Source organism: Bacteroides sp. An19, from assembly GCF_002160215.1.
GTDB lineage: Bacteria > Bacteroidota > Bacteroidia > Bacteroidales > Bacteroidaceae > Phocaeicola > Phocaeicola intestinalis.
This window is the reverse complement of record NZ_NFKD01000037.1, coordinates 14,563-35,699: the sequence shown is the minus strand read 5'-3', so window position 1 is coordinate 35,699 and position 21,137 is coordinate 14,563. Positions and strand designations below refer to the sequence as shown.

Below are 21,137 nucleotides of genomic sequence, written 5' to 3'. Positions count from 1 at the left end.
TTATTCCGCGTGCAAAGATACACCAAATTCGGATAACAAACTTACCCGAATTACGGATAAAAGTAATTTCGATACATCACTCCGTAAAACGGGTATAAAAGGATTGCAGATAAAAGTCTATCTTTGCGTCCCGTAACAGATGCAAGAAAACAATGAAAGAAACATTAGACATCAAGACCGTACACCAATGCAACTGCTGCCTGGGATGCAAAACCTTGCACCCACAAGCCAGCGTCATCCGCCTGGACAATGCGAATGTGACACAACAGGCTATCCGATTTGATTTCTATACCGTCTTGCTGATAGAAAACGGTATGGAAGAGGAATGCTGTTGCGGACGGAAATATTACGATTTCTCCACCGCCACCATGGTCTTCTTGCCTCCCCAACACTCGTTTGGCATCAATGACAAGCACGTACTTCCGACACAAGGATGGCTGCTTGCTTTCCATCCCGACTTGCTTTACAACACTACGCTCGAACATAGCCTCGGGCATTATTCGTTTTTCGCCTACCGGAAAGAGGAAGCCCTGCACCTCTCCCTGCGCGAGAAAAACAAAATCGTGACATGCCTTCAAGAAACGGAAGAAGAACTGCGCCACCCCATCGACCGGTTCAGCCGCACGCTTATCTCGCACTACATCGAACTGTTACTGGATTATTGCACGCGTTATTACGAACGGCAGTTCATTACCCGCGAAGATAAAAACAAAGCTCTGTTACGCCACATGGACAGGATACTGGATAATTATATCACATCAGACCAACTGAAACACGGCATATTGCCCACCCCCGACTATTGTGCAGAACAACTGAAGCTGTCTGTGGCATATTTCAACGACCTGCTACGATTCGAGACCGGAAAAAACCTGCACGAGTATTTCCAGCTGAAACGCCTGGATACCGCCAGAAAGATGCTTCTGGCAAATACCGATAGCGTAGCGGCGATAGCTTCCCGACTGGGCTTCCCTACTCTCCAGCAGTTCAATTTCATCTTCAAGAAAATCACCGGTCTTGCCCCTAACGAGTACCGGCTGGCACAGAACTGAATGGATATTTCACCGCAGAGGACACAGAGTCTTTTAAATTTACGATTTGACTATTTACTAAATGAATATCCGCATTTTGCCCCTACATGGGATGTTTGCGGGATTCAATATTTACGATTTTAGAAACGGTTTTGAATTATCGTGTGATGATTTGGGATGAGTTTTTGAGGCATTTCCGCTTGTGTGATGAGGAAGATAGCGGGCTATCTGACGAAGAACAGGAGCGAAAAGGACCAAAAAATCGCCCAAAGCACACACGAAAACGGATACATCAAGCCAAGAAAAACTTTTTGGAGAAATTCAAAACAGCTTCTTAGTTTACTTCGTAAATCGAAAAACAGTAATTATACATTCTCTGCGGTGAAAACATCACTTGCGGAAAGGCGGCTTCACGACTTGTGCTTTCAGCTTCCGCCCGCGGTTGTCCAGATAGATTTCCGTACCGGGTTTCGAGAAAGCGGTTTGTACATAGCCCAAACCGATACCTATCTTGCGAGTAGGCGACATGGTGCCCGAAGTGACATGTCCGATTTCATTTCCATCGGCATCCGCCAACTTATAGCCGTGGCGCGGGATGCCGCGGTCTACCATCTCAAAACCTACCAGCTTGCGGGCAACACCTTCGGCTTTCTGCTTTTCGAGTGCTGCACGATTGGGGAAATCCTTGCCTTCTACAAACTTTGTAATCCACCCCAGTCCGGCTTCGAGGGGCGATGTGGTATCATCGATGTCATTGCCGTACAGACAGAAACCCATCTCTAAGCGCAATGTGTCGCGTGCGCCCAATCCGGCAGGCTTGATGCCGAACTCGGCTCCAGCCTCGAAAATAGCGTCCCAAATGTGTATCGCATCTTGCGGATAGAAATAAAGTTCGAAGCCTCCGGCTCCGGTATAGCCAGTATTCGAGAGAATCACTTGCGGTACCCCGGCAAAATCGCCCACACAGAAATGATAATAGGGTATCTCTGCCAGATTTACCGAGGTCAGTTTCTGCAACACAGACAAAGCTTTCGGTCCCTGTATGGCAAGTTGTGCCATACGGTCGGAAGCGTTTTCCAGTTCAGCACCGGCACGGTTGTGCGATACACACCAGTCCCAGTCTTTCCCGATGTTGGCGGCATTTACCACCAGCATATACTTTTCCGGCTCATAGCAATACACCAGCAAGTCATCGACGATCCCCCCGGTTTCATTGGGAAAGCACGTATATTGTACCTTACCCGGCGTGAGCACAGCCGCATTGTTCGAAGTAATATCTTGAATAAACTGGAGCGCATAAGGACCTTTCACCCAAAATTCGCCCATGTGTGAGACGTCGAACACGCCCACGGCGTTGCACACCGTAAGATGTTCGTCAATGATTCCAGAATATTCGATAGGCATATTGTAGCCCGCAAATTCGTGCATCTTTGCGCCAAGCGCGATGTGTTTCTCTGTAAATGGAGTTGTTTTCATCTGTTTTTCATGTTAAGGTTTATTATTAAGGTCATCACCACAGATTAACCGATTTTTTTATCAACAAATCAGGAGTTAAACATAGTTATACTCCTGATTCGCATAATTAACAAAATCAATACCGCCTGGCGGTAAGCTCGGCAATCTTCACTACCACCTTCATGGCTTTCTCTATAGACTGTATGGGCACAAACTCGTAACGCCCGTGGAAGTTCAAGCCGCCGGCAAAGAGGTTTGGACAGGGCAGGCCTTTAAACGAGAGCTGGGCGCCATCCGTACCTCCGCGGATAGCTTTCACTTTCGGCTCCACACCTGCCTCCTGCATGGCAGCAAAAGCGATATCAATGATGTGCATCAGCGGCTCTACCTGCTGGCGCATGTTGTAGTATTGGTCTTTCACCTCTACCGTTACCGTACCCGCTCCGTATTTTTCGTTCAGCTTGTCGGCACACACTTTCATCAGCGCCTTGCGTGCCTCAAATTTCACACGGTCATGGTCGCGGATAATGTACGAAACCGTAGTATGTTCCACCTCTCCTTCCATACCTATCAGGTGGAAGAAACCTTCGTAGCCTTCGGTCGTGGCAGGAGTTTCGGCATCAGGGAGCAAGGACACGAACTCGTTTGCTACCAGCAACGAATTGACCATCTTGCCTTTGGCATATCCAGGATGCACGTTCAGACCTTTTACCTGCACCTTTGCCGAAGCCGCATTGAAATTCTCAAACTCCAGCTCACCCACTTCGCCTCCGTCCATCGTGTATGCCCATTTGCATCCGAACTTCTCCACATCGAACTTGTGCGCTCCCAGTCCAATTTCCTCGTCAGGATTGAAACCGATGCGGATTTTTCCATGCTTGATTTCGGGATGCTCCTTCAGATAAGCCATTGCCCCTACGATTTCGGCAATGCCTGCCTTATCATCGGCTCCCAGCAGGGTTCGCCCGTCAGTCACTATCAAGTCCTCGCCTATATGGTCGAGCAATTCGGGAAACTGTCCGGGTGACAACACGATACCTTCTTCCTCACACAAGGGTATATCCTGACCTTGGTAATCGGCCACAATGCGCGGACGTACATCCGCACCCGACATATCGGGACTGGTATCCATGTGAGCGATGAAACCAATGGTAGGGATATCACGGTCCACATTAGCCGGAAGGGTAGCAAAAAGGTAACCGTTCTCGTCGAGTGAGATTTCCTCCAGCCCTAATGCTTCCAATTCCGATTGCAAATATTTGGCGAACACCATCTGTCCGGGAGTGCTGGGTGTCACACCGGCATTCTCGTCCGACTGAGTGTCGAAAGAAACGTACTTCAAAAAACGTTCTATTACTGTCATAATCTTTTAAGTTAAATTTTTAGCAATGATTAGTGATGTAAAAGTAGAAAATAGCCGGCATACCGCCAAACATACGAAGTTAAAAAGCTATACCGAGAGCATTAAAAAGCCATACAAGACCACAAACTTAATTAAGTTCTTCTAATTTTAAGCCTCCAAGTGCCCAAGTTTTTATACCTTTGCGACTGATAACATTTTGAATATGAAAAAACTGATTACACTCTGCATCCTGTGCTTGACGGCATCGCTCGGCTTTACCCAAGAGACGGACACCCTCCGGCTTCCTGCCGACACGCTTTCCCCGCCAATGACTCTGAGCAAGAAAGAACTGCACCGCCAGAAGGTAGCACGACGAAACTTCCATTACAATATATTGGGAGGACCCAGCTTCAGCCCCGACTTCGGATTTCTGGTAGGCGGAAGTGCACTGATGACGTTCCGCATGAATCCCAAAGACACTACCATGCGCCGCTCAGTACTCCCCTTTGCCATGGCATTCATCTTCAAAGGCGGACTGAATATCCAAGTAAAGCCCCAACTGTTTTTCAAGAACGACCGCTTCCGCATCTTCGGACAATTCACTTACAAAAACACGCAAGAGAACTTCTACGGCGTGGGCTATTCTACCAACAAAAATTACGAGCGGAGTGACAGTACCAGCCAATACCGCTACAGCGGTGTGCAGATAAACCCCTGGTTTCTGTTCCGCATCAAGGAGACCGACTGGTTTATCGGCCCGCAAATCGACCTGAACTACGACAAGATAAGCAGTCCGGCAAAGCATTTGGCACACCAAGCAGATTACGTGCGCGCCGGAGGTAACGAATCGGGCTACAAGAACTTCAGCTCGGGCATCGGCTTCCTCGTCACCTACGACACGCGTGACATTCCTGCCAACCCTTACCGAGGGCTGTACTTCGACATCCGTGGACTGCTGTACCAGAAATGGCTGGGAAGTGACAACGATTTCTACCGCTTCGAGCTGGATTACCGCCAATACAAGTCGGTAGGCGAACGGAAAGTACTCGCCTGGACGGTACAGACCAAGAACGTATTCGGCAACAACATTCCACTGAACAAATACGTGCTGAGCGGTACACCGTTCGACCTGCGCGGATACTACATGGGGCAATACCGCGACAAGAGCGGCCACGTGGCACTGGTGGAATACCGCCAGATGTTCAACACCGACCGCAGCAACTGGCTGAAGCGCATCGTCCACCACTTGGGCTTCGTAGCCTGGGGAGGAGCCGGATTCATGGGTCCTAATCCGGTGAAGATAGAAGGCGTGTTGCCCAACGCCGGCTTGGGCCTGCGCATCGAAGTGCAGCCGCGCATGAACGTCCGCCTCGACTTCGGGCGCAACTTCATCAACCGCCAGAACCTGTTCTATTTCAACATGACAGAAGCGTTCTGATCCGTCGATAAGTAATCAATAATATACGACAAGTTCTGAAAACACAGATTTTCGCGGATTAACGCAGATTTGGCAGGTAATTATAGCCACTCGGAAATATGCAACTATATCCGTCCGTGTGTGCATATATATGTCCCCCGTATCCATTATAGTTGCATCACAACGGTAATGACAATGACAACAGACAATTGACAACTACTCCGGCTTAGAATAATGGTCAATTATCCATTGCCAATTGGTGAGAAAAGGGAAATCAGAAGCGACTCGAACCGTCGAAGCAATGCGTGCAGACCTTGCACTTAGGCAAGCCTATGGCGTTTATCAGCGTCTCCAGCGTATTGAATTTCAACGATGTGAGACCAAATCGCGCACGGATACGTTCTACCAGTTCATTGTACTCGGGTGAGCCAGTAGTGGCATAGCGGTCTAATTTCGCATTGCCGTCACCCTCTATCTCTTCGATAATGCGGCGAGTAATCAGTTCCATGTCGCTCTTCGACGAGGTAAAGGCGATGAACGGACAGCCGTAAATCAGCGGCGGGCAGGCGATACGCATGTGGATTTCCTTGGCACCATAGTCGTAGAGGATTTTCACGTTGTCGCGCAACTGGGTGCCACGCACGATGGAGTCATCGCAGAACAACACCCGTTTGCCTTGCAGCATGGCACGGTTGGGGATAAGTTTCATTTTTGCCACCAGCGAGCGCATCTCCTGGTTACTGGGTGTGAAGCTGCGCGGCCAGGTAGGAGTGTACTTGGCAATGCCACGGTGATAAGGTACGCCTTTGCCCTCGGCATAGCCCAACGCCATGCCTACACCCGAATCGGGAATGCCGCAGGCGCAGTCCACTTCCGACTCATCGGTACGTCCCATCTCGTAACCGCTCTTGAAGCGCACTTCTTCTACGTTGCGCCCCTCGTAGCACGACACGGGGAAGCCGTAATACACCCACAGAAAGGAGCATACCTGCATCTCCTCGTTGGGCTTGCGCAGCTGCTCTACGCCTCCGGCACGCACACGGACTATCTCGCCCGGTCCCACGTAGCCGGTTATCTCGAAATCAAGGTTGGGCAGGCTGCACGACTCACTGGTCACGGCATACGCGCCCTCTTTCTTTCCGATGATGATGGGCGTCCGTCCCAGCCGGTCACGGGCGGCGATGATACCATCCTCGGTAAGAAGCAGCATCGAGCACGAGCCTTTCACCTTGGCATATACGTTTTCAATGCCCTCGACGAAATTTTTTCCTTGCACGATGAGCAATGCCACCAGCTCGGTAGGGTTGGTTTTCCCCATACTCATTTCGGCAAAGTGCATATTGGCATCCAGCAATTCTTTCTCCAGTTCGGAGATATTATTGATTTTGGCGACCGTCACTATCGCAAACCGTCCCAGATGTGAATTAATCATAATGGGTTGTGGGTCGGTATCACTGATAACGCCGATACCCGATTTGCCCTTAAACTTTGATAACTCCGACTCGAATTTGGTACGGAAGTACGAATTGTCTATACTATGAATCGACCTTGCGAAACCCGATGTTTCATCGTAAGTAGCCATCCCTGCACGTTTGGTTCCCAAGTGCGAATTGTAATCCGTACCGTAAAACAAATCGGTCACACATTCAGCCATAGAGACTGTTCCGAAAAAACCACCCATTTTTGCTATGTTAAGTTGTTAAAATTGTAAAGTAAGTAAATCGCCTGCAAAATTACAGAAAAGTACCGAAAAAACAGCTGGCGGAAAGAGAATTTTCCTTCCAGCCAGCTTCTGTATGTTTAGCGGTCGAGCTCACGCAGCCATTTCTCCAGCTCACCGGTCCATTGGCGTTTGTAAGGGAAGCTGTCGCGGAATCCCCAGCCGTGTCCGCCGACGGGATAGGTGTGCAGACTTGCCGAGACACCGTTTTTCACCAGTGCCGTATAATAGTTCACGCTGTTGGCTACGGGTACGGCACCGTCATCGCTGCTGTGCATGATGAATGCCTGGGGAGTTTCGGGTGTGACTTGCAGTTCGTTCGAGTACTTTTGTTCGAGTTCTTTTGAAGGATTCTTTCCTAACAGGTTGTCGTGAGAACCCATATGGGTGTAAGCAGGATCCATCGTAATGACTGGATAGAACAGAATCTGGAAGTCGGGACGTGTCTCTGCGTCTGTGAAATGGGTTGCGGCGGTACTTGCCAGATGTCCGCCTGCCGAAGCGCCCATGATGCCCAGCTTTTGGATGTTCCATTCTTTTGCATGCTGGCGCATGATGCGGAGTGCCTGTTGGGCATCGCTCAGGGGGACTTCATTGTTTCCGTTAGGCATACGATAGGTCAGTACGGCGTATGTAATGCCTTGGCTGTTGAACCAGTTTGCCATATCATGCCCTTCGTGGTTCATGGCGAGATGGCTGTATCCACCTCCCGGGCACATCACGATGGCAAGTCCGTTGCTTTCTTTAGCGGGATAGACTTCGATGGTCGGTTCTGCTACATAGAGCGGACCTTTTTCCACTTGGCTGGTCATGCCGTTGTCATTGGGCGCGCCGTTTTGCCACAACTTGATTTTGACAGGTTCCTGCGCCGCAAGCAGCGTAGAAACAAAGAGTAAACTCATTAATGCTAACTTTTTCATGGTGTTTTATTTTTTATTAGGTGACTAGGGACTAGGTGACTAGGTACTAGGTGACTAGGTACTAGGGACTAGGTGACTAGGTACTAGGGACTAGGTGACTAGGCTTTGAATAGTTTTGCTAATGGTATCTAAAACCTAGTACCTAGTACCTTGTCATCTAGTCAACTTTATTAATGTTCATACTCGCTTTTACTAAATATATAATAAGGAGTGCGTATGCAATGAGCGATACCACTTGGCTCATCGGGTTTTCCAGCCATGCTTCGTTCACCAGGTTAATGCCTCCGAAACGCATCGCGGCGCTTATCACACCCATCAGTGCACCGCCGGCAATGAAGCCCGAAGCCAGTAAAGTGCCCTTTTCTCCACGTGCCGCATTGATTGCTTCGTCCTTGCTACGGGTGGTGACGTACCAGTTGATGACACCGCCTACAATAAGCGGCAGGTTCAGCTCCAAGGGGATAAACATACCTAAGGCAAAGGCAAGTGCCGGGACTTTGAAATAAGTCAGCACCAATGCCAGTGCGGCACCGATACCATAGAGCAGCCACGGAGCTGACACACCGTTCATCAGCGGGTCGATAACGGCAGCCATGGCATTGGCTTGCGGTGCGGCAAGTGCGCCCGAAGAGAATCCGTAGGTCTTGTTCAATATCATGATAACGCCGCCTACGGTAGCAGCCGATACCAGTGTGCCCAGGAATTTCCACGTCTGTTGCTTGGCGGGCGTGCTTCCCAGCCAATAGCCGATTTTCAGGTCGGTAATGAAGCCGCCTGCCATCGAGAGGGCGGTACATACCACGCCTCCCATAACCAATGCCGCAACCATGCCCGTAGCACCTTTCAGCCCTACGGCAACCATCACCACCGATGCCAGAATCAGCGTCATCAGTGTCATGCCCGATACGGGATTGGTACCCACGATGGCAATGGCATTGGCGGCTACCGTGGTGAACAGGAACGAGATGCCTGCCACGAGGATGATTGCTACAATGGTGTGCAGCAAATTGCCTTGCATCACATCGAAATAGAAGAACAACGCCACAAGGATAATGGTGACAATCGACCCGATGGCGATGATTTTCATCGACAAGTCTTTCTGTGTGCGCACCACACCGGCATCTGCCTTCTTGCCTTTCATCTCTTTGGCGGCAAGCCCTACGGCACTCTTGATGATGCTCCACGAGCGCACGATGCCGATAATGCCCGCCATGGCGATGCCTCCGATGCCGATACTCTTGGCGTATTCGGCGAAGATGGTTTCGGGCGACATCGAGCCTACGGTCTGCGTGATAGCCGGATTCCAGGCGTTCAATATCTGGTCACCCCACAGCATTGCGATGCCCGGCACGATGATAATCCATACGGCGAGCGAGCCGGCGCAGATAATGGCGGCATATTTCAACCCTACGATATACCCCAGCCCCAAGACCGCTGCTCCGGTATTGATTTTAAGCACCAGCTTCGCCTTGTCGGCAATCGTTTCGCCCCAGCCACACACGCGAGTGGTGAAGTTTTCGTTCCACCACCCGAAGGTAGCTACGATAAAGTCGTACAGACCGCCGATGAGTCCGGCAAAGAGCAACGGTTTCGCCTGGCTTCCTCCCTTTTCGCCCGAAATCAGCACCTGCGTGCTGGCGGTGGCTTCGGGAAAAGGATATTCGCCGTGCTTCTCGCTTACGAAATACTTGCGGAAAGGAATGAGAAACAGGATACCAAGGATACCTCCCAGCAAAGAGCTGATGAACATCTGGAAGAAGTCGACCGTCATTTCCGGATACTTGTCCTGAAGGATGTAAAGTGCCGGAAGGGTGAAGATGGCTCCAGCTACGATAACGCCCGAACATGCCCCGATGGACTGGATGATGACGTTTTCGCCCAGTGCGCTTTTACGCTTGGCGGCTCCAGACACTCCCACGGCAATGATGGCGATGGGGATGGCGGCTTCGAATACCTGCCCAACTTTCAACCCCAAGTATGCCGCTGCTGCCGAGAAGAGTATTGCCATGGCAATGCCCCACGTCACCGACCAGGCATTTACTTCGGGATAATTCTTGTCGGGCGACATCAGGGGGTGGTATTGTTCGCCCGGTTTCAGTGGACGGAACGCGTTTTCGGGCAGTCCCGTCGGTTTTTCATCTGTTTCTTTCATGTTGTGTTATTATTTTTAGTTTCAATTTATCTTTTCGTGCCAGATAAAGCCTTATGCATCGTTCCCGGTGTAATGTAAACTGTCAGCTATTAATTATTAATTGTTAATTATTAATTATAACCTATCTTGCGATGTACTTCTCCATCCCTTCGGTGTAGTAGATGTCCGTCTTTCCGTCGTCCTTGCTATAGATAAAGTATGCGTCCAGCTCGGGATGGGCACGGCAGACGGCTTTGGCAGAATCCAGCCCCAATACCATGAAAGCGGTGGCGTAAGCATCTGCCTTGGCACAGTTGTCGGCGATGACCGTAGCCGAGAGGATGTTGTGCTGTATCGGGTAGCCTGTACGCGGGTCGATGGTATGGGCGTATTTCTTGCCGTCCTTGTAATAGAAGTTGCGGTAGTTGCCCGAAGTGGCAAGCCCTACGCCGCTCACCTGCAATACGGTCTGCAGCTCCTGGTTCACCGCCAGCGAGTCGTCTATGGGCTTGTTGATGCCGATGCGCCAGGGTTTCATCTGCGCGTTTTCGCCTTTCATCACCAGTTCTCCCCCGATGTCTACCATATAGTTGCGTATCCCTTTCCGGTCCAGCAGGCGTGCCACACAGTCTACACCGAAGCCTTTGGCAATGGCACTGCAGTCCAACATCGTGCGCGGGTCGCTCTTGACAATCCTTCCGTTTTCCAGCTTCACCTTATCGTATCCGACGAATTGGCGCAAGCTGTCGATGGTAGCCGAATCTACTTGCGATGCATTCTTGAACCCGAATCCCCAGGCATTCACCAGCGGAGCAACGGTAATGTCGAACGCGCCGTGTGTCTCTTCCGATACCTGCCGGGCAAGGCGGTACACATAGTCGAACAGGGAGTCGGTCTGCATATCCGTATTGTCGTTGATGCGCGTAATGACCGATGCCTTGTTGAAAGGCGAAAGCGAACGGTCTACCCGTTGCAGCTCGGCTTCTATCTCGGCTTTCAGGTTCTCTTTCGACTGGTAAGTGATTTTATACATCGTACCGAACACCAGCCCCTGGTCGGTCTGGTAAGGTGCCTGCTTGCGCAATATCCATACGGTGCCCACGACGAGCAGCAGCAGGAAAGGGATTTGCCATTTCAGTCCGTTTTTTTTCTTCATATCGTTGTGATTAGTTTATGAATGTGTCAGTTTAAAACGCAGATTTACGCAGATTTCGCAGATTATTTTTAATATTGATTAAATCTGCGCGAATCTGCGAAAATCTGCGTTTCCTTATATCGTTTAATTTTGTATACATATTGTCATTCTCCATTTTCTAACCGAGTAAGTGTTCGCAAAGTATCTTTACGCCGATACCTATCAATACCAGCCCGCCGAACAATTCCATCCGCAAGTTGAAGCGTTTCCCGAAAAAGATGCCGATAAGGCTTCCTGCCAGTGAGAGGACGAACGAGGCAAGTCCGATGGCAACGAGCGGAAGAAGCAGGTTCCGTAGCTCCTTGAATCCGGTGAAGGCAAACGAGATGCCCACCGCCAGTGCATCAATGCTGGTAGCAATGGCAAGGGTGATGATGACCTTCAGCCGGGTAGGGTCGAAGCTGTGTTCTTCGCTGTCCTTGAAATGCTCGCGTATCATGCGGATGCCTAAAAAAGCGAGCAGCCCGAAGGCTATCCAATGGTCGTAAGCCTCGATGAGGTGGCTGAAATGGCTTGCCCCAAGCCAGCCCAGCAAAGGCATCAAAGCCTGAAAGAAGCCGAAAAAGAACGCCATCGTCAGAAACGTATTCCACCGGATGCGCCGTAATATGATGCCGCTGGTGACGGACACCGTGAAGCAATCGATGGCGAGGCTCACGGCAAGCAAAAGAATTGCGAATATACCCATTTGTGTCAGTTATTAGTTAGTTGACAAGGTGACGAGTTAACAAGGTGACGAGGTTTCAGATACTTTGGTTAACTATTCAAGACCTTGTCACCTTGTCTCCTTGTCACCTTGTTCCCTTAAAACGGAAGATTATAAATCAAGTTATACGTCAGGTTGAAGCTGCTGCTGGCGTTCTTGCCAAAGCCGGGCACGTACCAAGGGACCGAGTTCTCGTGATTGTCGATGCTCATGCGCATCTTGTAGCGCACCGCCCATCCCATGTGGAAACGTTTGTAAATCCTTACCTTGATGCCTACTACACCTTCCAGCCAGCTTGCCTTGCTTTTCATGCCCGAATACGAAAAAGGCACCGTAGTCCCTCCATAATTGGGGTCAGTCATGTCAGGTCCGCTCACGTCGTAGGTGAACGAACTCATGCCGTAACGCAGGCCCACATACAGATAACCGGGCAGGTAAGGCTTCAGGTAGAACACGTTATAGTCCATGCCTATCCGGAAATAAGGCGCCGATGTCTTGTAGTGCATGTCGTTGGCATCATTGACGACATCGGTTTTCCCGTAACCTATTTCGAGGGTAGGCAAAAAACGGTTCTTCAGGTTACTTTGCAATAAAATTTCGCTGCTCATGATGTCTCCTCCCAGCAGGTAGCCGCCTATGCCGGCTATTTCCACGCCGATAGAACTTCCCTGATAGAACGGGGAAGCCTTGTAGTCGGCCTTTAGCTGCTCCTTGTCTTTCTTTTGTGCCCATGACGGGGCAGGGAACAGAAAGAGAAGGCTACTGCTCAACACCAGAAACAGTGAAATAGATGCGGATATTTTCTTTCTCATTGTTGTCGATATTCGGGTTAGTGATGGTGATAGAGTCGAGCCTGTGGTGGGTGTGCGCCGTGCCGGTGATTTCGTAGAACATCATGCTTCCGCAATCCAGGTTGGTGAAATACGGGATGTTCCGGTGGTCAATCCGGATGGTGTCGCGTCCCACATAACCGACATCCAGCGCGTGATAGATAAAGATAAACTGGGTGTAGGCATCGTAGCTCAAAGGAAGGCTGAAGCTGCTTGCCGCCGCCTCCTGATTGATAAGCGTGTCAGATACAAGTGTATCAGAAGAAGTGGTCTGACCTACGATAGTGATGGTGTCAGAAGTATTGAATGTCCGTCCGTTTTGGTCTACCAGCGAAAAATGCAGGTACGACAAGGCGTTGGGCGGGCAGTTTTCCACTTCACAGCCTGGAACCAACAGTCCTGCTAACGCCAATATGCAGAATATGACCGGTAGTCTTTTCATCGTTACAGTTCTTTTTCGATTTGATACTTGTTTCGTTCGGGAGCGTTGCGGGCTATCAGTTCGCCGATGAATCCGGCAAGGAACAATTGTGTGCCGATAACCATCGTGGTCAGCGCCAGGTAGAAGTACGGGCTTTCGGTCACCAGCCGGTACGGATTTCCGCAATACATGTCGTGCAGCTTGTTGAATCCGATAACAGCCACCGATATGAATCCCAACAAAAACATAATAGAACCCAGAAAGCCGAAGATGTGCATCGGCTTCACCCCGAAAGTGGAAAGAAACCATAACGTAAGCAGGTCGAGGTAACCGTTTACGAAGCGGTTCAGCCCGAATTTGGTCTTTCCGTACTTACGTGCCTGATGATGCACCACCTTTTCACCGATTCTGGCAAATCCTGCATTTTTTGCCAGGTACGGGATATACCGGTGCATTTCGCCATACACTTCGATGTTCTTCACCACTTCACGCCGGTATGCCTTCAGCCCGCAGTTGAAATCGTGCAGGTTGTGTATGCCCGACACCGCCCGTGCCGTTGCATTGAAAAGCTTGGTGGGTATGGTTTTCGAGAGCGGGTCATAGCGTTTCTGTTTCCAGCCCGAAACCAGGTCATACCCGTCCTCCGTAATCATCCGGTACAGTTCCGGAATTTCGTCGGGACTGTCTTGCAGGTCGGCATCCATGGTAATGACCACATCGCCTTCTGCCCGTTCGAATCCGCAGTACAGGGCGGGCGACTTCCCGTAATTACGGCGGAACTTGATGCCTTTCACCTCCGGATTGCTTTTGCCCAGTTCCTCGATGACATTCCACGAGCGGTCGGTGCTTCCGTCATTGACGAAGATGATTTCATACGAAAAATGATTGGCATCCATTACCCGTTTTATCCATGCATGCAGTTCGGGCAACGACTCGGCTTCATTATATAAAGGGATGACTACTGATATGTCCATAATACTGATTTTTATTTTTTATATTTCATAACTAACAAGCCTGTAGGCAAGGCAAGCAAAATGCCATAGAATACATTCTGCGTAATGAGTTGAAAAGTGAGTTGAATGGGACTCAGGGAAGCTATCGTATCAAAAGCAAGCATAAGCTGGTCTATGGAAGTTGCCAGATCACCTTGAAGCATAGCCTTTGCCTCGTTCAGCTGTTGCCTGTACATGTCAAACAAGAATCCTTGGTCGATAAACCGGAAATAAAGATAGTGCCCTACCGCCGCCAGCATGGCCGCAAAGACATACATGCATACGGTAAAGATGAAAGCACGGAAAAACGGAATGGTTCCGTTGCAATATGTATTCCGGAATTTGCGTGCATACAAGTATCCCAATATGGGGACAAACAGCGTACCCAATATAAAAAGGAGTTGCAGCAAGGGAATTTTAAACCCTAATGGAAGAAATATGAATTTGATAATCCAAAAGATTCCCATATAGGTTCCGAATCTCATTGCATGCTCTTGAATACCGATTGGTCTGTCTGGTGTCATTTTCTTTACTTTAAATAGATTAAAAGAGTATACCCTCCGTAACGGATAACTTTATTTGCGTACAAAAGTACGTTTTTTGTACTTATTCAGCGTAATAAAAGCATGAAAAATGACGTCTCTTCATTTTTTCTGCATTTTTTTCAGAAGACGTATTGCATATTCAGAAAAAATACCTACCTTTGCACCCGCAATCAAGAAATATCGCGCCGATAGTTCAGGGATTGCAAGTTTTTTGAAATACGGGTAAGTCCCATACGGCCAGCTCCCTTCGAATCCTCCAGGGCTTGATCGCAGCAAAGGTAGTTGGTTGTAGCGGCGCGATATGGTAAGCTTACCCACCTGCCTCTTTAGCTCAGTTGGCCAGAGCACGTGATTTGTAATCTCGGGGTCGTTGGTTCGAATCCGACAAGAGGCTCGAAAAAAGGTTGCTTTCTGTAAAAGGAAGCAACCTTTTCTTTTAGGAACTGTTTTGAATTTATCGTGCGATGATTCTCACCACAGAGGACACAGATTTAATGTGTCAATGAATAATAGGGCAATGTGCTAATTTATTTTCACATTAGCATATTGTTTATTGACCTATTCTTCTGTGGCACTCTGTGGCCTCTGTAGTGAATAGTTATATAATAAACAGGTTACTCATTCCGGCAATTCCACCACTCCCAGCTTCTTCTTCCCGTTCATCTTTGCCGTAAGCGGCTTGTCGAAATGCACCCAACGGATAAATTTCGTCTCTTCCACAGCAGGCATGGCATCCAGCAATTCCTGATTGAACACCCCGTCGCCGCAATAAGCATTGATGGTAAAATAGCCTACCCCGAATGACGTGAGGTTCTGGAAGAAATGCGTACCCTGGCTAGGGTCGACACGGTAATTGGTGAGACCAGCCTCAACGATAATACGTGCCGCCGAAATATTGGGCCACTTCACAGGAATACCCAGCCAGGTATCACTGCTTCCCCACCTGCCCGGACCTACCAGGACATAGTGCTTGCCTTCGTCAAGGAAACGCCGGTTCAGTTTCTCGATATCATAGGCTATCAGCTGGTTGTTCGAAGCCGAATAACCTTCCGTCTTCACATAAATCACATCTTGCATATCATCTATCACACCCTGCCCCAACGCATTCTCGCTTTTCAGCAACAAACGCTCTCCGGGGATGGCTTCCAGGTCTTCGTTGAAATCGGCTTTCATATCCACCATCGGACGGATTTGAAGCAAATAAAAAGTGCCGGACTTCTCTTGGGCGTTCAGGTTAACGGCAAACTCAATCTCTACCGGACGGCGCATTTCACCCTGACCATACTTCTGTACCAGCTGAAGAATACGTGCCAAAGGAAACACATCGTGCTGAAGAATATTGGCAAAGGTAATCACCTTGCGCCCGCCGGGATAAATACCGTCGCGGATAACCATATCATAAGGGTCGTAAGTAGAAGCGATGTATGTCAGCGAACCGTCCGCCTCGGCTTCCTTCACCGGCAGCTTCAAGAGATTGAACCCGTCATCCAGCGAAAAGTCGTGTCCCAGGTTCTTCAGGTCAAGGGCATAAAAGCGGGTCTGTGTCTCGCGAAGCGCCATCTCCAGTTCACTGGTCTGTAACACCTTATCAGGGTGATACGGACACACACGCAGGGTCAATCCGCCGTCGACGATGTATTTGCCCAAGCCCAATGCCAGGCTGACAGTACCTTCTTCGGCAAGTTCGTCATTGATAGGATAATAATTGACCGAACGTGCCACGCCCGATATGGCAGGATAGTAACGGTCGCCGTATTGCGTACCCACTACCTCCTGCAGGATTACTGCCATCTTTTCCTCGTCGATAACGTTGCTGGTAGCCTGCATATACGCCTTGCTGTCTTTATAGAACACCGAAGCATATACACCTTTTATCGCATCGCTCAGCATCCGCAGGCGTTCGTACTTGTCATCCATATACGGAATCATATAAGTAGAATAGATACCGGCAAAAGGCTGATAGTGCGAGTCTTCCAGCAAGCTGGACGAACGGATGGCTATCGGCGCCTTCACCACATCGAAGAAAGCGAAAAAGTCCTCTACCAGGTTATCGGGCAGCTTCGCACGCAGAAAGGCACGCAATATCACTTCGTCATCCGCTTCGCTCAGGGCTATTTGGTAGAGCTGGTTGGTTTCCATAAACTCGTCGAATATATCCGTACAGAGCACCACCGTCTTCGGAATGGCTATCGTGGCATTCTCAAACTCTTCAAACTCGGGATGACGCTTTACCATGTTGTCGATAAAGGCAAGTCCGCGCCCCTTTCCTCCCAACGAACCGTCACCGATGCGGGCAAAGTGCGAATAGCGGTCGAACCTGTCGCGCTGGAATACCGCTACGACACCCTGGTTTTTCATCTTACGGTATTTCACAATGGCTTCGAAGATAATCTGCCGGTGGGCATCAATGTCTTGCAACGACTCCCACGTAATCTGCTTCAGGAACTCTGCCACGGGAAATATAGCACGCGAATACAACCAGCGGGACACGTGATTACGCCCGATATGATACAGCAGCGAGTCGGCGGGGATAGAGAAAATGGCGTTCTGCAAATCTTTCAAGTTATGCACCCGCGCCACTTCCTCCTTGGTCTTCGGGTCACGGAACACAAAATCACCGAAGCCGAAATGCTCGGACACAGCCTGCCGCAAGTCCAGATTCATCTTCTTGGAATTCTTGTCGACAAACTGGGCATGAATGTGGGTGGCAAACTCCCGGTTCGAAGCTTCCGACGATTGCAAAATCAAAGGGATAAACGGACTCCGGCTACGCACCTCGGTAAGAAAGCGGATGCCTGCCTGCGGGTCAATCTTCCCTTCTCGAGGGAAACGCGCATCGGAAACAATCCCCAAGGTATTGTTCTGATAACGGGTATAAAGGTCAAACGCCTCCTCATAAGTGCGTGCCAATACAATCTTAGGACGCCCGCGCATGCGCAAGGTACGCTGGTGCTCGTTCAGCGCCTCCGTTGCAAACTCCTGGCTTTGGCGCAACACAAACTTGTAAAGGTTAGGCAATACCGACGAATAAAACCGTATGGAGTCTTCTACCAGCAGAATCATCTGCACACCCACCTCCTTGACATCATGCTCCAGATTCATCTTGTCCTCTATCAGCTTGATGATAGACACCAGCAGGTCGGTATTCCCCAGCCAGCAGAACACGTATTCAAAGACACTCAGGTCTTCGTGCTCCATCCGCTCGCGGATGCCGTGCGAGAACGGGGTCAGGACCACCAGCGGAATATGCGGATATTTCTCCTTGATTTGCCTGCCGATGTCAAACGTATCACTATTATCGGTGCCGGGCATACAGATGACCAGCTCGAAACGGGTGTTTTCCAACTGCTTCCAGGCATCTTCCTCGGTAGACACCTGCGTGAAACGCGGCGGATAACGAAGGCTCAGGTTCATATACTCGATAAAGATTTTCTCATCGATGCGCCCGTCGTCTTCCAGCATGAAAGCATCATACGGATTGGCAACCAGAAGTACATTAAAGATACGTTTCGTCATCAGGTTGACAAACTGGGTATCCTTGAAATAGAGTTGGTTTAATTTTAACTTATTGAGCATAGCTATCGGATTTAAGCTTGATTTCTCAAACAAATTTCGGGATTTCTCTTGATTTATGCAACTTATCGGCGTACAAACTTTACCTGCCGCCAATGACCTGCCATACGGCTTTTAACTTTTTATCAGTTTTTACAGATAAATTCATACAGAATTATTTGGTTTATCCGTTTAAAATCCTACCTTTGCATAAAGAAACATTTCATTTTGTCAGACCTTAAAGATAAATAGTTATGGACATCAACCGAATCATGTCATCGCTGGAGGCCAAGCATCCCGGTGAATCTGAGTATTTGCAAGCCGTAAAAGAGGTATTGATTTCTATCGAAGATATTTACAACCAGCATCCCGAGTTCGAAAAGGTATCGCTCATCGAGCGGCTGGTAGAACCCGACCGCATCATCACATTCCGTGTGCCGTGGGTAGACGACAAAGGCAAAGTGCAAGTCAACCTGGGCTATCGCGTCCAATTCAACAATGCCATCGGTCCTTACAAAGGCGGCATCCGTTTCCACGCATCAGTCAACCTGTCTATCCTGAAATTCTTAGGATTCGAACAAACATTCAAAAACGCCCTTACCACCTTGCCCATGGGTGGCGCCAAAGGCGGTTCCGACTTCTCACCGCGCGGCAAGAGCGAAGCCGAGATCATGCGCTTCTGCCAAGCCTTTATGCTGGAGCTTTACCACCATCTGGGTCCCGACATGGATGTGCCTGCCGGCGACATCGGCGTAGGCGGACGCGAGGTTGGATACATGTTCGGCATGTACAAGAAACTGACACACGAATTTACCGGCACCTTTACAGGCAAAGGACTTGAATATGGCGGTTCACTTATCCGTCCCGAAGCCACAGGTTTCGGCGGACTGTACTTCGTAAAACACATGCTCGACAAGAAAGGCATCGACATCAAGGGCAAAACCATCGCCGTATCAGGTTTCGGCAACGTAGCATGGGGAGCCGTAACGAAAGCCAACCAGTTAGGAGCTAAGGTAGTCACCCTGTCCGGTCCCGACGGATATATTTACGACCCCGACGGAGTAAGCGGTGAAAAGATAGACTACATGCTCGAACTCCGCGCTTCGGGAAACGATGTGGTAGCACCCTATGCCGAAAAATATCCGGGCGCAACCTTCTATCCGGGACGCCGTCCGTGGGAAGTAAAGGTAGATATCGCACTTCCTTGCGCCACTCAGAACGAATTAAATGGCGAAGACGCTTGTAATTTGATAAAAAATTCCGTTCTTTGTGTCGGAGAAATTTCCAACATGGGTTGCACACCCGAAGCCATCGATGCATTCATCGAAAACAAGGTGATGTATGCACCGGGAAAAGCCGTCAATGCAGGAGGTGTAGCGACCTCGGGACTCGAAATGAGCCAGAACGCCATGCACATCAGCTGGACCGCACAGGAAGTAGATGACAAGTTGCATCAGATTATGCACAACATCCACGAACAATGTGTGAAGTACGGCACCGAGCCTGACGGTTACATCAATTATGTAAAAGGTGCCAACATTGCCGGATTCATGAAAGTGGCACACGCCATGATGGCACAAGGAATTGTATAAAACAGGACGTTTTATAATAATATCTCGTTTAGTTGTATTTGTATTTTGTATTGTAGCTGCGCTGCTCGCCTGTGAAGGTAAGCAGCGCTTTTTGCTGTAGGGGCGTATCGCATACGCCCTGAATTCATCCACATGGATAAGTGGACACATTCCGAAGGCGCATCAAAATAACATTCGATTATCCCAAAGCAATGTCCTCCTGCCCCTAAAATATACCCCATCTGATTGCAGTATATCTTCATCTGCAGTTGAAGTATATATTCATTCGCGGTTGAAGTATATATTCATTCGCAGTTGAAGTATATATTCATTCGCGGTTGAAGTATATCTTACTTTCCAGAGCAATATTCCTGCCTCTGAAACCGATACAAATGTACTGACCGCCAAACTTCCAACCCACCTGCGGACAATAATTTCTTCCAACTCCCTTTTAACTCCCGATTCGCATTATATCAAATAAGGTGTACCTCCTCCACTATGCTACCCTCGCTACAGCACTCCTATAAGAATTTTATTTTATTTTTTTGAAAAAAACAATGAATTTATTTTGATGATTAAAATATTATATCTATGTTTGCAGGGACAAAAGACAGACAAGACAAAGGATTTTTTCGGAGATATAGTCGAAGAGGATAGGAATACAAAGATACAGCATGAAATGCGGTTTTGTATCTCAGATGAAAGGAAAAAATAAAGAATTACAATATATTATGAAACGCTTACTGTCTATTCTTCTCTTGTGCTGCAACCTTTCGGCATTTGCACAAGATTGGGCTGTGAAAACGAATCTGTTTTATGATGCAACCACTACGATAAACATTGGTGCTGAAACTCGTCTGGCCCCCAAATGGACCTTAGATGTGTCAGCCAACTGGAATCCTTGGTCTTTTTCCGACAACAAGAAGTGGAAGCAACTTTCTTTCCAGCCCGAGGCACGTTATTGGTTCTGCGAGGCCTTTAACGGTCATTTCGTGGGTGCGCATCTCTTGGGCGGCATCTACAACATGGGCAACTGGAATACCGATTTCACTTTCTTGGGCACCGATTTCAGCCAACTGCAAGACCATCGTTTCGAAGGCTGGATGCTGGGAGCGGGTATCGTTTACGGATACCAATGGATGCTTTCCAAGCATTGGAGCGTAGAGGCGGAAATCGGCATCGGTTACGTGTATAGCCAATACGACAAATACGAATGCCCCCATTGCGGTGACTTGTTGGAAGAGAACAAATCCCACAACTACTTCGGACCTACAAAAGCGGCAATCAACCTGATTTATGTATTTTAAAAGGA

17 protein-coding genes and 1 tRNA gene are annotated in these 21,137 nt (G+C 49.0%); 6 read left to right on the top strand and 12 right to left on the bottom strand.

What is annotated here, in order from left to right; all coding sequences use genetic code 11:
• Positions 1 to 152 precede the first annotated feature (152 nt).
• Complete coding sequence (locus B5F25_RS13415) at positions 153 to 1,049, top strand: helix-turn-helix domain-containing protein (RefSeq protein WP_087209256.1); 897 nt, start codon at positions 153 to 155, stop codon at positions 1,047 to 1,049.
• 146 nt (positions 1,050 to 1,195) lie between these two features.
• Complete coding sequence (locus B5F25_RS21830) at positions 1,196 to 1,366, top strand: hypothetical protein (protein WP_158100085.1); 171 nt, start codon at positions 1,196 to 1,198, stop codon at positions 1,364 to 1,366.
• Positions 1,367 to 1,418: 52 nt separating this feature from the next.
• Here the strand turns inward: B5F25_RS21830 and gcvT are convergent, their stop codons facing one another.
• On the bottom strand, positions 1,419 to 2,504 hold the full coding sequence (gene gcvT / locus B5F25_RS13410; protein WP_087250118.1) for a glycine cleavage system aminomethyltransferase GcvT: 1,086 nt from the start codon (positions 2,502 to 2,504) through the stop codon (positions 1,419 to 1,421).
• A gap of 115 nt (positions 2,505 to 2,619) precedes the next feature.
• Positions 2,620 to 3,846 (bottom strand): peptidase T, encoded by a 1,227-nt coding sequence (gene pepT / locus B5F25_RS13405; protein ID WP_022039638.1) that lies wholly within the window; start codon positions 3,844 to 3,846, stop codon positions 2,620 to 2,622.
• Between the two features lie 202 nt (positions 3,847 to 4,048).
• Here pepT and B5F25_RS13400 point away from each other — a divergent pair, with 202 nt between their 5' ends.
• A complete protein-coding gene (locus B5F25_RS13400) occupies positions 4,049 to 5,263 on the top strand; it encodes a BamA/TamA family outer membrane protein (RefSeq protein WP_087250116.1) in 1,215 nt (404 codons plus the stop codon).
• A 253-nt stretch (positions 5,264 to 5,516) separates the two neighbouring features.
• Here B5F25_RS13400 and B5F25_RS13395 read toward each other — a convergent pair whose 3' ends face one another.
• The 9 genes from B5F25_RS13395 to B5F25_RS13355 form a co-directional block, all read right to left on the bottom strand.
• A complete protein-coding gene (locus B5F25_RS13395) occupies positions 5,517 to 6,923 on the bottom strand; it encodes an amidophosphoribosyltransferase (RefSeq protein WP_022039641.1) in 1,407 nt (468 codons plus the stop codon).
• Between the two features lie 119 nt (positions 6,924 to 7,042).
• A complete protein-coding gene (locus B5F25_RS13390; protein WP_087250114.1) occupies positions 7,043 to 7,882 on the bottom strand; it encodes an alpha/beta hydrolase in 840 nt (279 codons plus the stop codon).
• 157 nt (positions 7,883 to 8,039) lie between these two features.
• Complete coding sequence (locus tag B5F25_RS13385; protein WP_087250112.1) at positions 8,040 to 10,034, bottom strand: oligopeptide transporter, OPT family; 1,995 nt, start codon at positions 10,032 to 10,034, stop codon at positions 8,040 to 8,042.
• Positions 10,035 to 10,155: 121 nt separating this feature from the next.
• Positions 10,156 to 11,169, bottom strand: coding sequence for an FAD:protein FMN transferase (locus B5F25_RS13380; protein ID WP_087213334.1), 1,014 nt, complete (start codon positions 11,167 to 11,169; stop codon positions 10,156 to 10,158).
• Between the two features lie 157 nt (positions 11,170 to 11,326).
• Positions 11,327 to 11,896, bottom strand: coding sequence for a manganese efflux pump MntP family protein (locus B5F25_RS13375; RefSeq protein ID WP_087250109.1), 570 nt, complete (start codon positions 11,894 to 11,896; stop codon positions 11,327 to 11,329).
• 116 nt (positions 11,897 to 12,012) lie between these two features.
• On the bottom strand, positions 12,013 to 12,726 hold the full coding sequence (locus B5F25_RS13370) for a DUF6048 family protein (RefSeq protein WP_087213328.1): 714 nt from the start codon (positions 12,724 to 12,726) through the stop codon (positions 12,013 to 12,015).
• The gene (locus B5F25_RS13365; RefSeq protein WP_087213323.1) at positions 12,674 to 13,186 is read right to left on the bottom strand and encodes a DUF6452 family protein; all 513 of its coding nucleotides are present in this window, start codon (positions 13,184 to 13,186) and stop codon (positions 12,674 to 12,676) included. The genes B5F25_RS13370 and B5F25_RS13365 overlap by 53 nt, the downstream gene beginning before the upstream one ends.
• Before the next feature lie 2 nt (positions 13,187 to 13,188).
• On the bottom strand, positions 13,189 to 14,139 hold the full coding sequence (locus B5F25_RS13360; RefSeq protein ID WP_022039648.1) for a glycosyltransferase family 2 protein: 951 nt from the start codon (positions 14,137 to 14,139) through the stop codon (positions 13,189 to 13,191).
• Between the two features lie 11 nt (positions 14,140 to 14,150).
• Complete coding sequence (locus tag B5F25_RS13355) at positions 14,151 to 14,681, bottom strand: DUF4199 domain-containing protein (protein ID WP_087213316.1); 531 nt, start codon at positions 14,679 to 14,681, stop codon at positions 14,151 to 14,153.
• A 341-nt stretch (positions 14,682 to 15,022) separates the two neighbouring features.
• Between B5F25_RS13355 and B5F25_RS13350 the strand changes: the two genes are divergently transcribed.
• A tRNA-Thr gene (locus B5F25_RS13350) sits at positions 15,023 to 15,096 on the top strand.
• A gap of 224 nt (positions 15,097 to 15,320) precedes the next feature.
• On the opposite strand, the gene B5F25_RS13345 is transcribed toward B5F25_RS13350, so the two are convergent.
• The gene (locus B5F25_RS13345) at positions 15,321 to 18,278 is read right to left on the bottom strand and encodes a PEP/pyruvate-binding domain-containing protein (RefSeq protein ID WP_087250107.1); all 2,958 of its coding nucleotides are present in this window, start codon (positions 18,276 to 18,278) and stop codon (positions 15,321 to 15,323) included.
• A gap of 230 nt (positions 18,279 to 18,508) precedes the next feature.
• Between B5F25_RS13345 and gdhA the strand changes: the two genes are divergently transcribed.
• Together gdhA and B5F25_RS13335 are read left to right on the top strand one after the other, a co-directional pair.
• Positions 18,509 to 19,846: an NADP-specific glutamate dehydrogenase gene (gene gdhA / locus B5F25_RS13340; RefSeq protein WP_022039514.1), complete on the top strand. Its 1,338-nt coding sequence runs from the start codon at positions 18,509 to 18,511 to the stop codon at positions 19,844 to 19,846.
• A 710-nt stretch (positions 19,847 to 20,556) separates the two neighbouring features.
• Positions 20,557 to 21,132, top strand: coding sequence for a DUF3575 domain-containing protein (locus B5F25_RS13335; RefSeq protein ID WP_087250106.1), 576 nt, complete (start codon positions 20,557 to 20,559; stop codon positions 21,130 to 21,132).
• Positions 21,133 to 21,137: the final 5 nt, after the last annotated feature.

Bases quoted from the DNA above. Each gene is read 5' to 3' on its own strand.
- B5F25_RS21830 (WP_158100085.1), top strand. From the start codon at position 1,196: ATGATTTGGGATGAGTTTTTGAGGCATTTCCGCTTGTGTGATGAGGAA.
- gcvT (WP_087250118.1), bottom strand. From the start codon at position 2,504: ATGAAAACAACTCCATTTACAGAGAAACACATCGCGCTTGGCGCAAAG.
- B5F25_RS13400 (WP_087250116.1), top strand. From the start codon at position 4,049: ATGAAAAAACTGATTACACTCTGCATCCTGTGCTTGACGGCATCGCTC.
- B5F25_RS13385 (WP_087250112.1), bottom strand. From the start codon at position 10,034: ATGAAAGAAACAGATGAAAAACCGACGGGACTGCCCGAAAACGCGTTC.
- B5F25_RS13415 (WP_087209256.1), top strand. From the start codon at position 153: ATGAAAGAAACATTAGACATCAAGACCGTACACCAATGCAACTGCTGC.
- B5F25_RS13355 (WP_087213316.1), bottom strand. From the start codon at position 14,681: ATGACACCAGACAGACCAATCGGTATTCAAGAGCATGCAATGAGATTC.
- B5F25_RS13380 (WP_087213334.1), bottom strand. From the start codon at position 11,169: ATGAAGAAAAAAAACGGACTGAAATGGCAAATCCCTTTCCTGCTGCTG.
- B5F25_RS13345 (WP_087250107.1), bottom strand. From the start codon at position 18,278: ATGCTCAATAAGTTAAAATTAAACCAACTCTATTTCAAGGATACCCAG.
- B5F25_RS13370 (WP_087213328.1), bottom strand. From the start codon at position 12,726: ATGAGAAAGAAAATATCCGCATCTATTTCACTGTTTCTGGTGTTGAGC.
- B5F25_RS13335 (WP_087250106.1), top strand. From the start codon at position 20,557: ATGAAACGCTTACTGTCTATTCTTCTCTTGTGCTGCAACCTTTCGGCA.
- B5F25_RS13395 (WP_022039641.1), bottom strand. From the start codon at position 6,923: ATGGGTGGTTTTTTCGGAACAGTCTCTATGGCTGAATGTGTGACCGAT.
- gdhA (WP_022039514.1), top strand. From the start codon at position 18,509: ATGGACATCAACCGAATCATGTCATCGCTGGAGGCCAAGCATCCCGGT.
- pepT (WP_022039638.1), bottom strand. From the start codon at position 3,846: ATGACAGTAATAGAACGTTTTTTGAAGTACGTTTCTTTCGACACTCAG.
- B5F25_RS13365 (WP_087213323.1), bottom strand. From the start codon at position 13,186: ATGAAAAGACTACCGGTCATATTCTGCATATTGGCGTTAGCAGGACTG.
- B5F25_RS13360 (WP_022039648.1), bottom strand. From the start codon at position 14,139: ATGGACATATCAGTAGTCATCCCTTTATATAATGAAGCCGAGTCGTTG.
- B5F25_RS13375 (WP_087250109.1), bottom strand. From the start codon at position 11,896: ATGGGTATATTCGCAATTCTTTTGCTTGCCGTGAGCCTCGCCATCGAT.
- B5F25_RS13390 (WP_087250114.1), bottom strand. From the start codon at position 7,882: ATGAAAAAGTTAGCATTAATGAGTTTACTCTTTGTTTCTACGCTGCTT.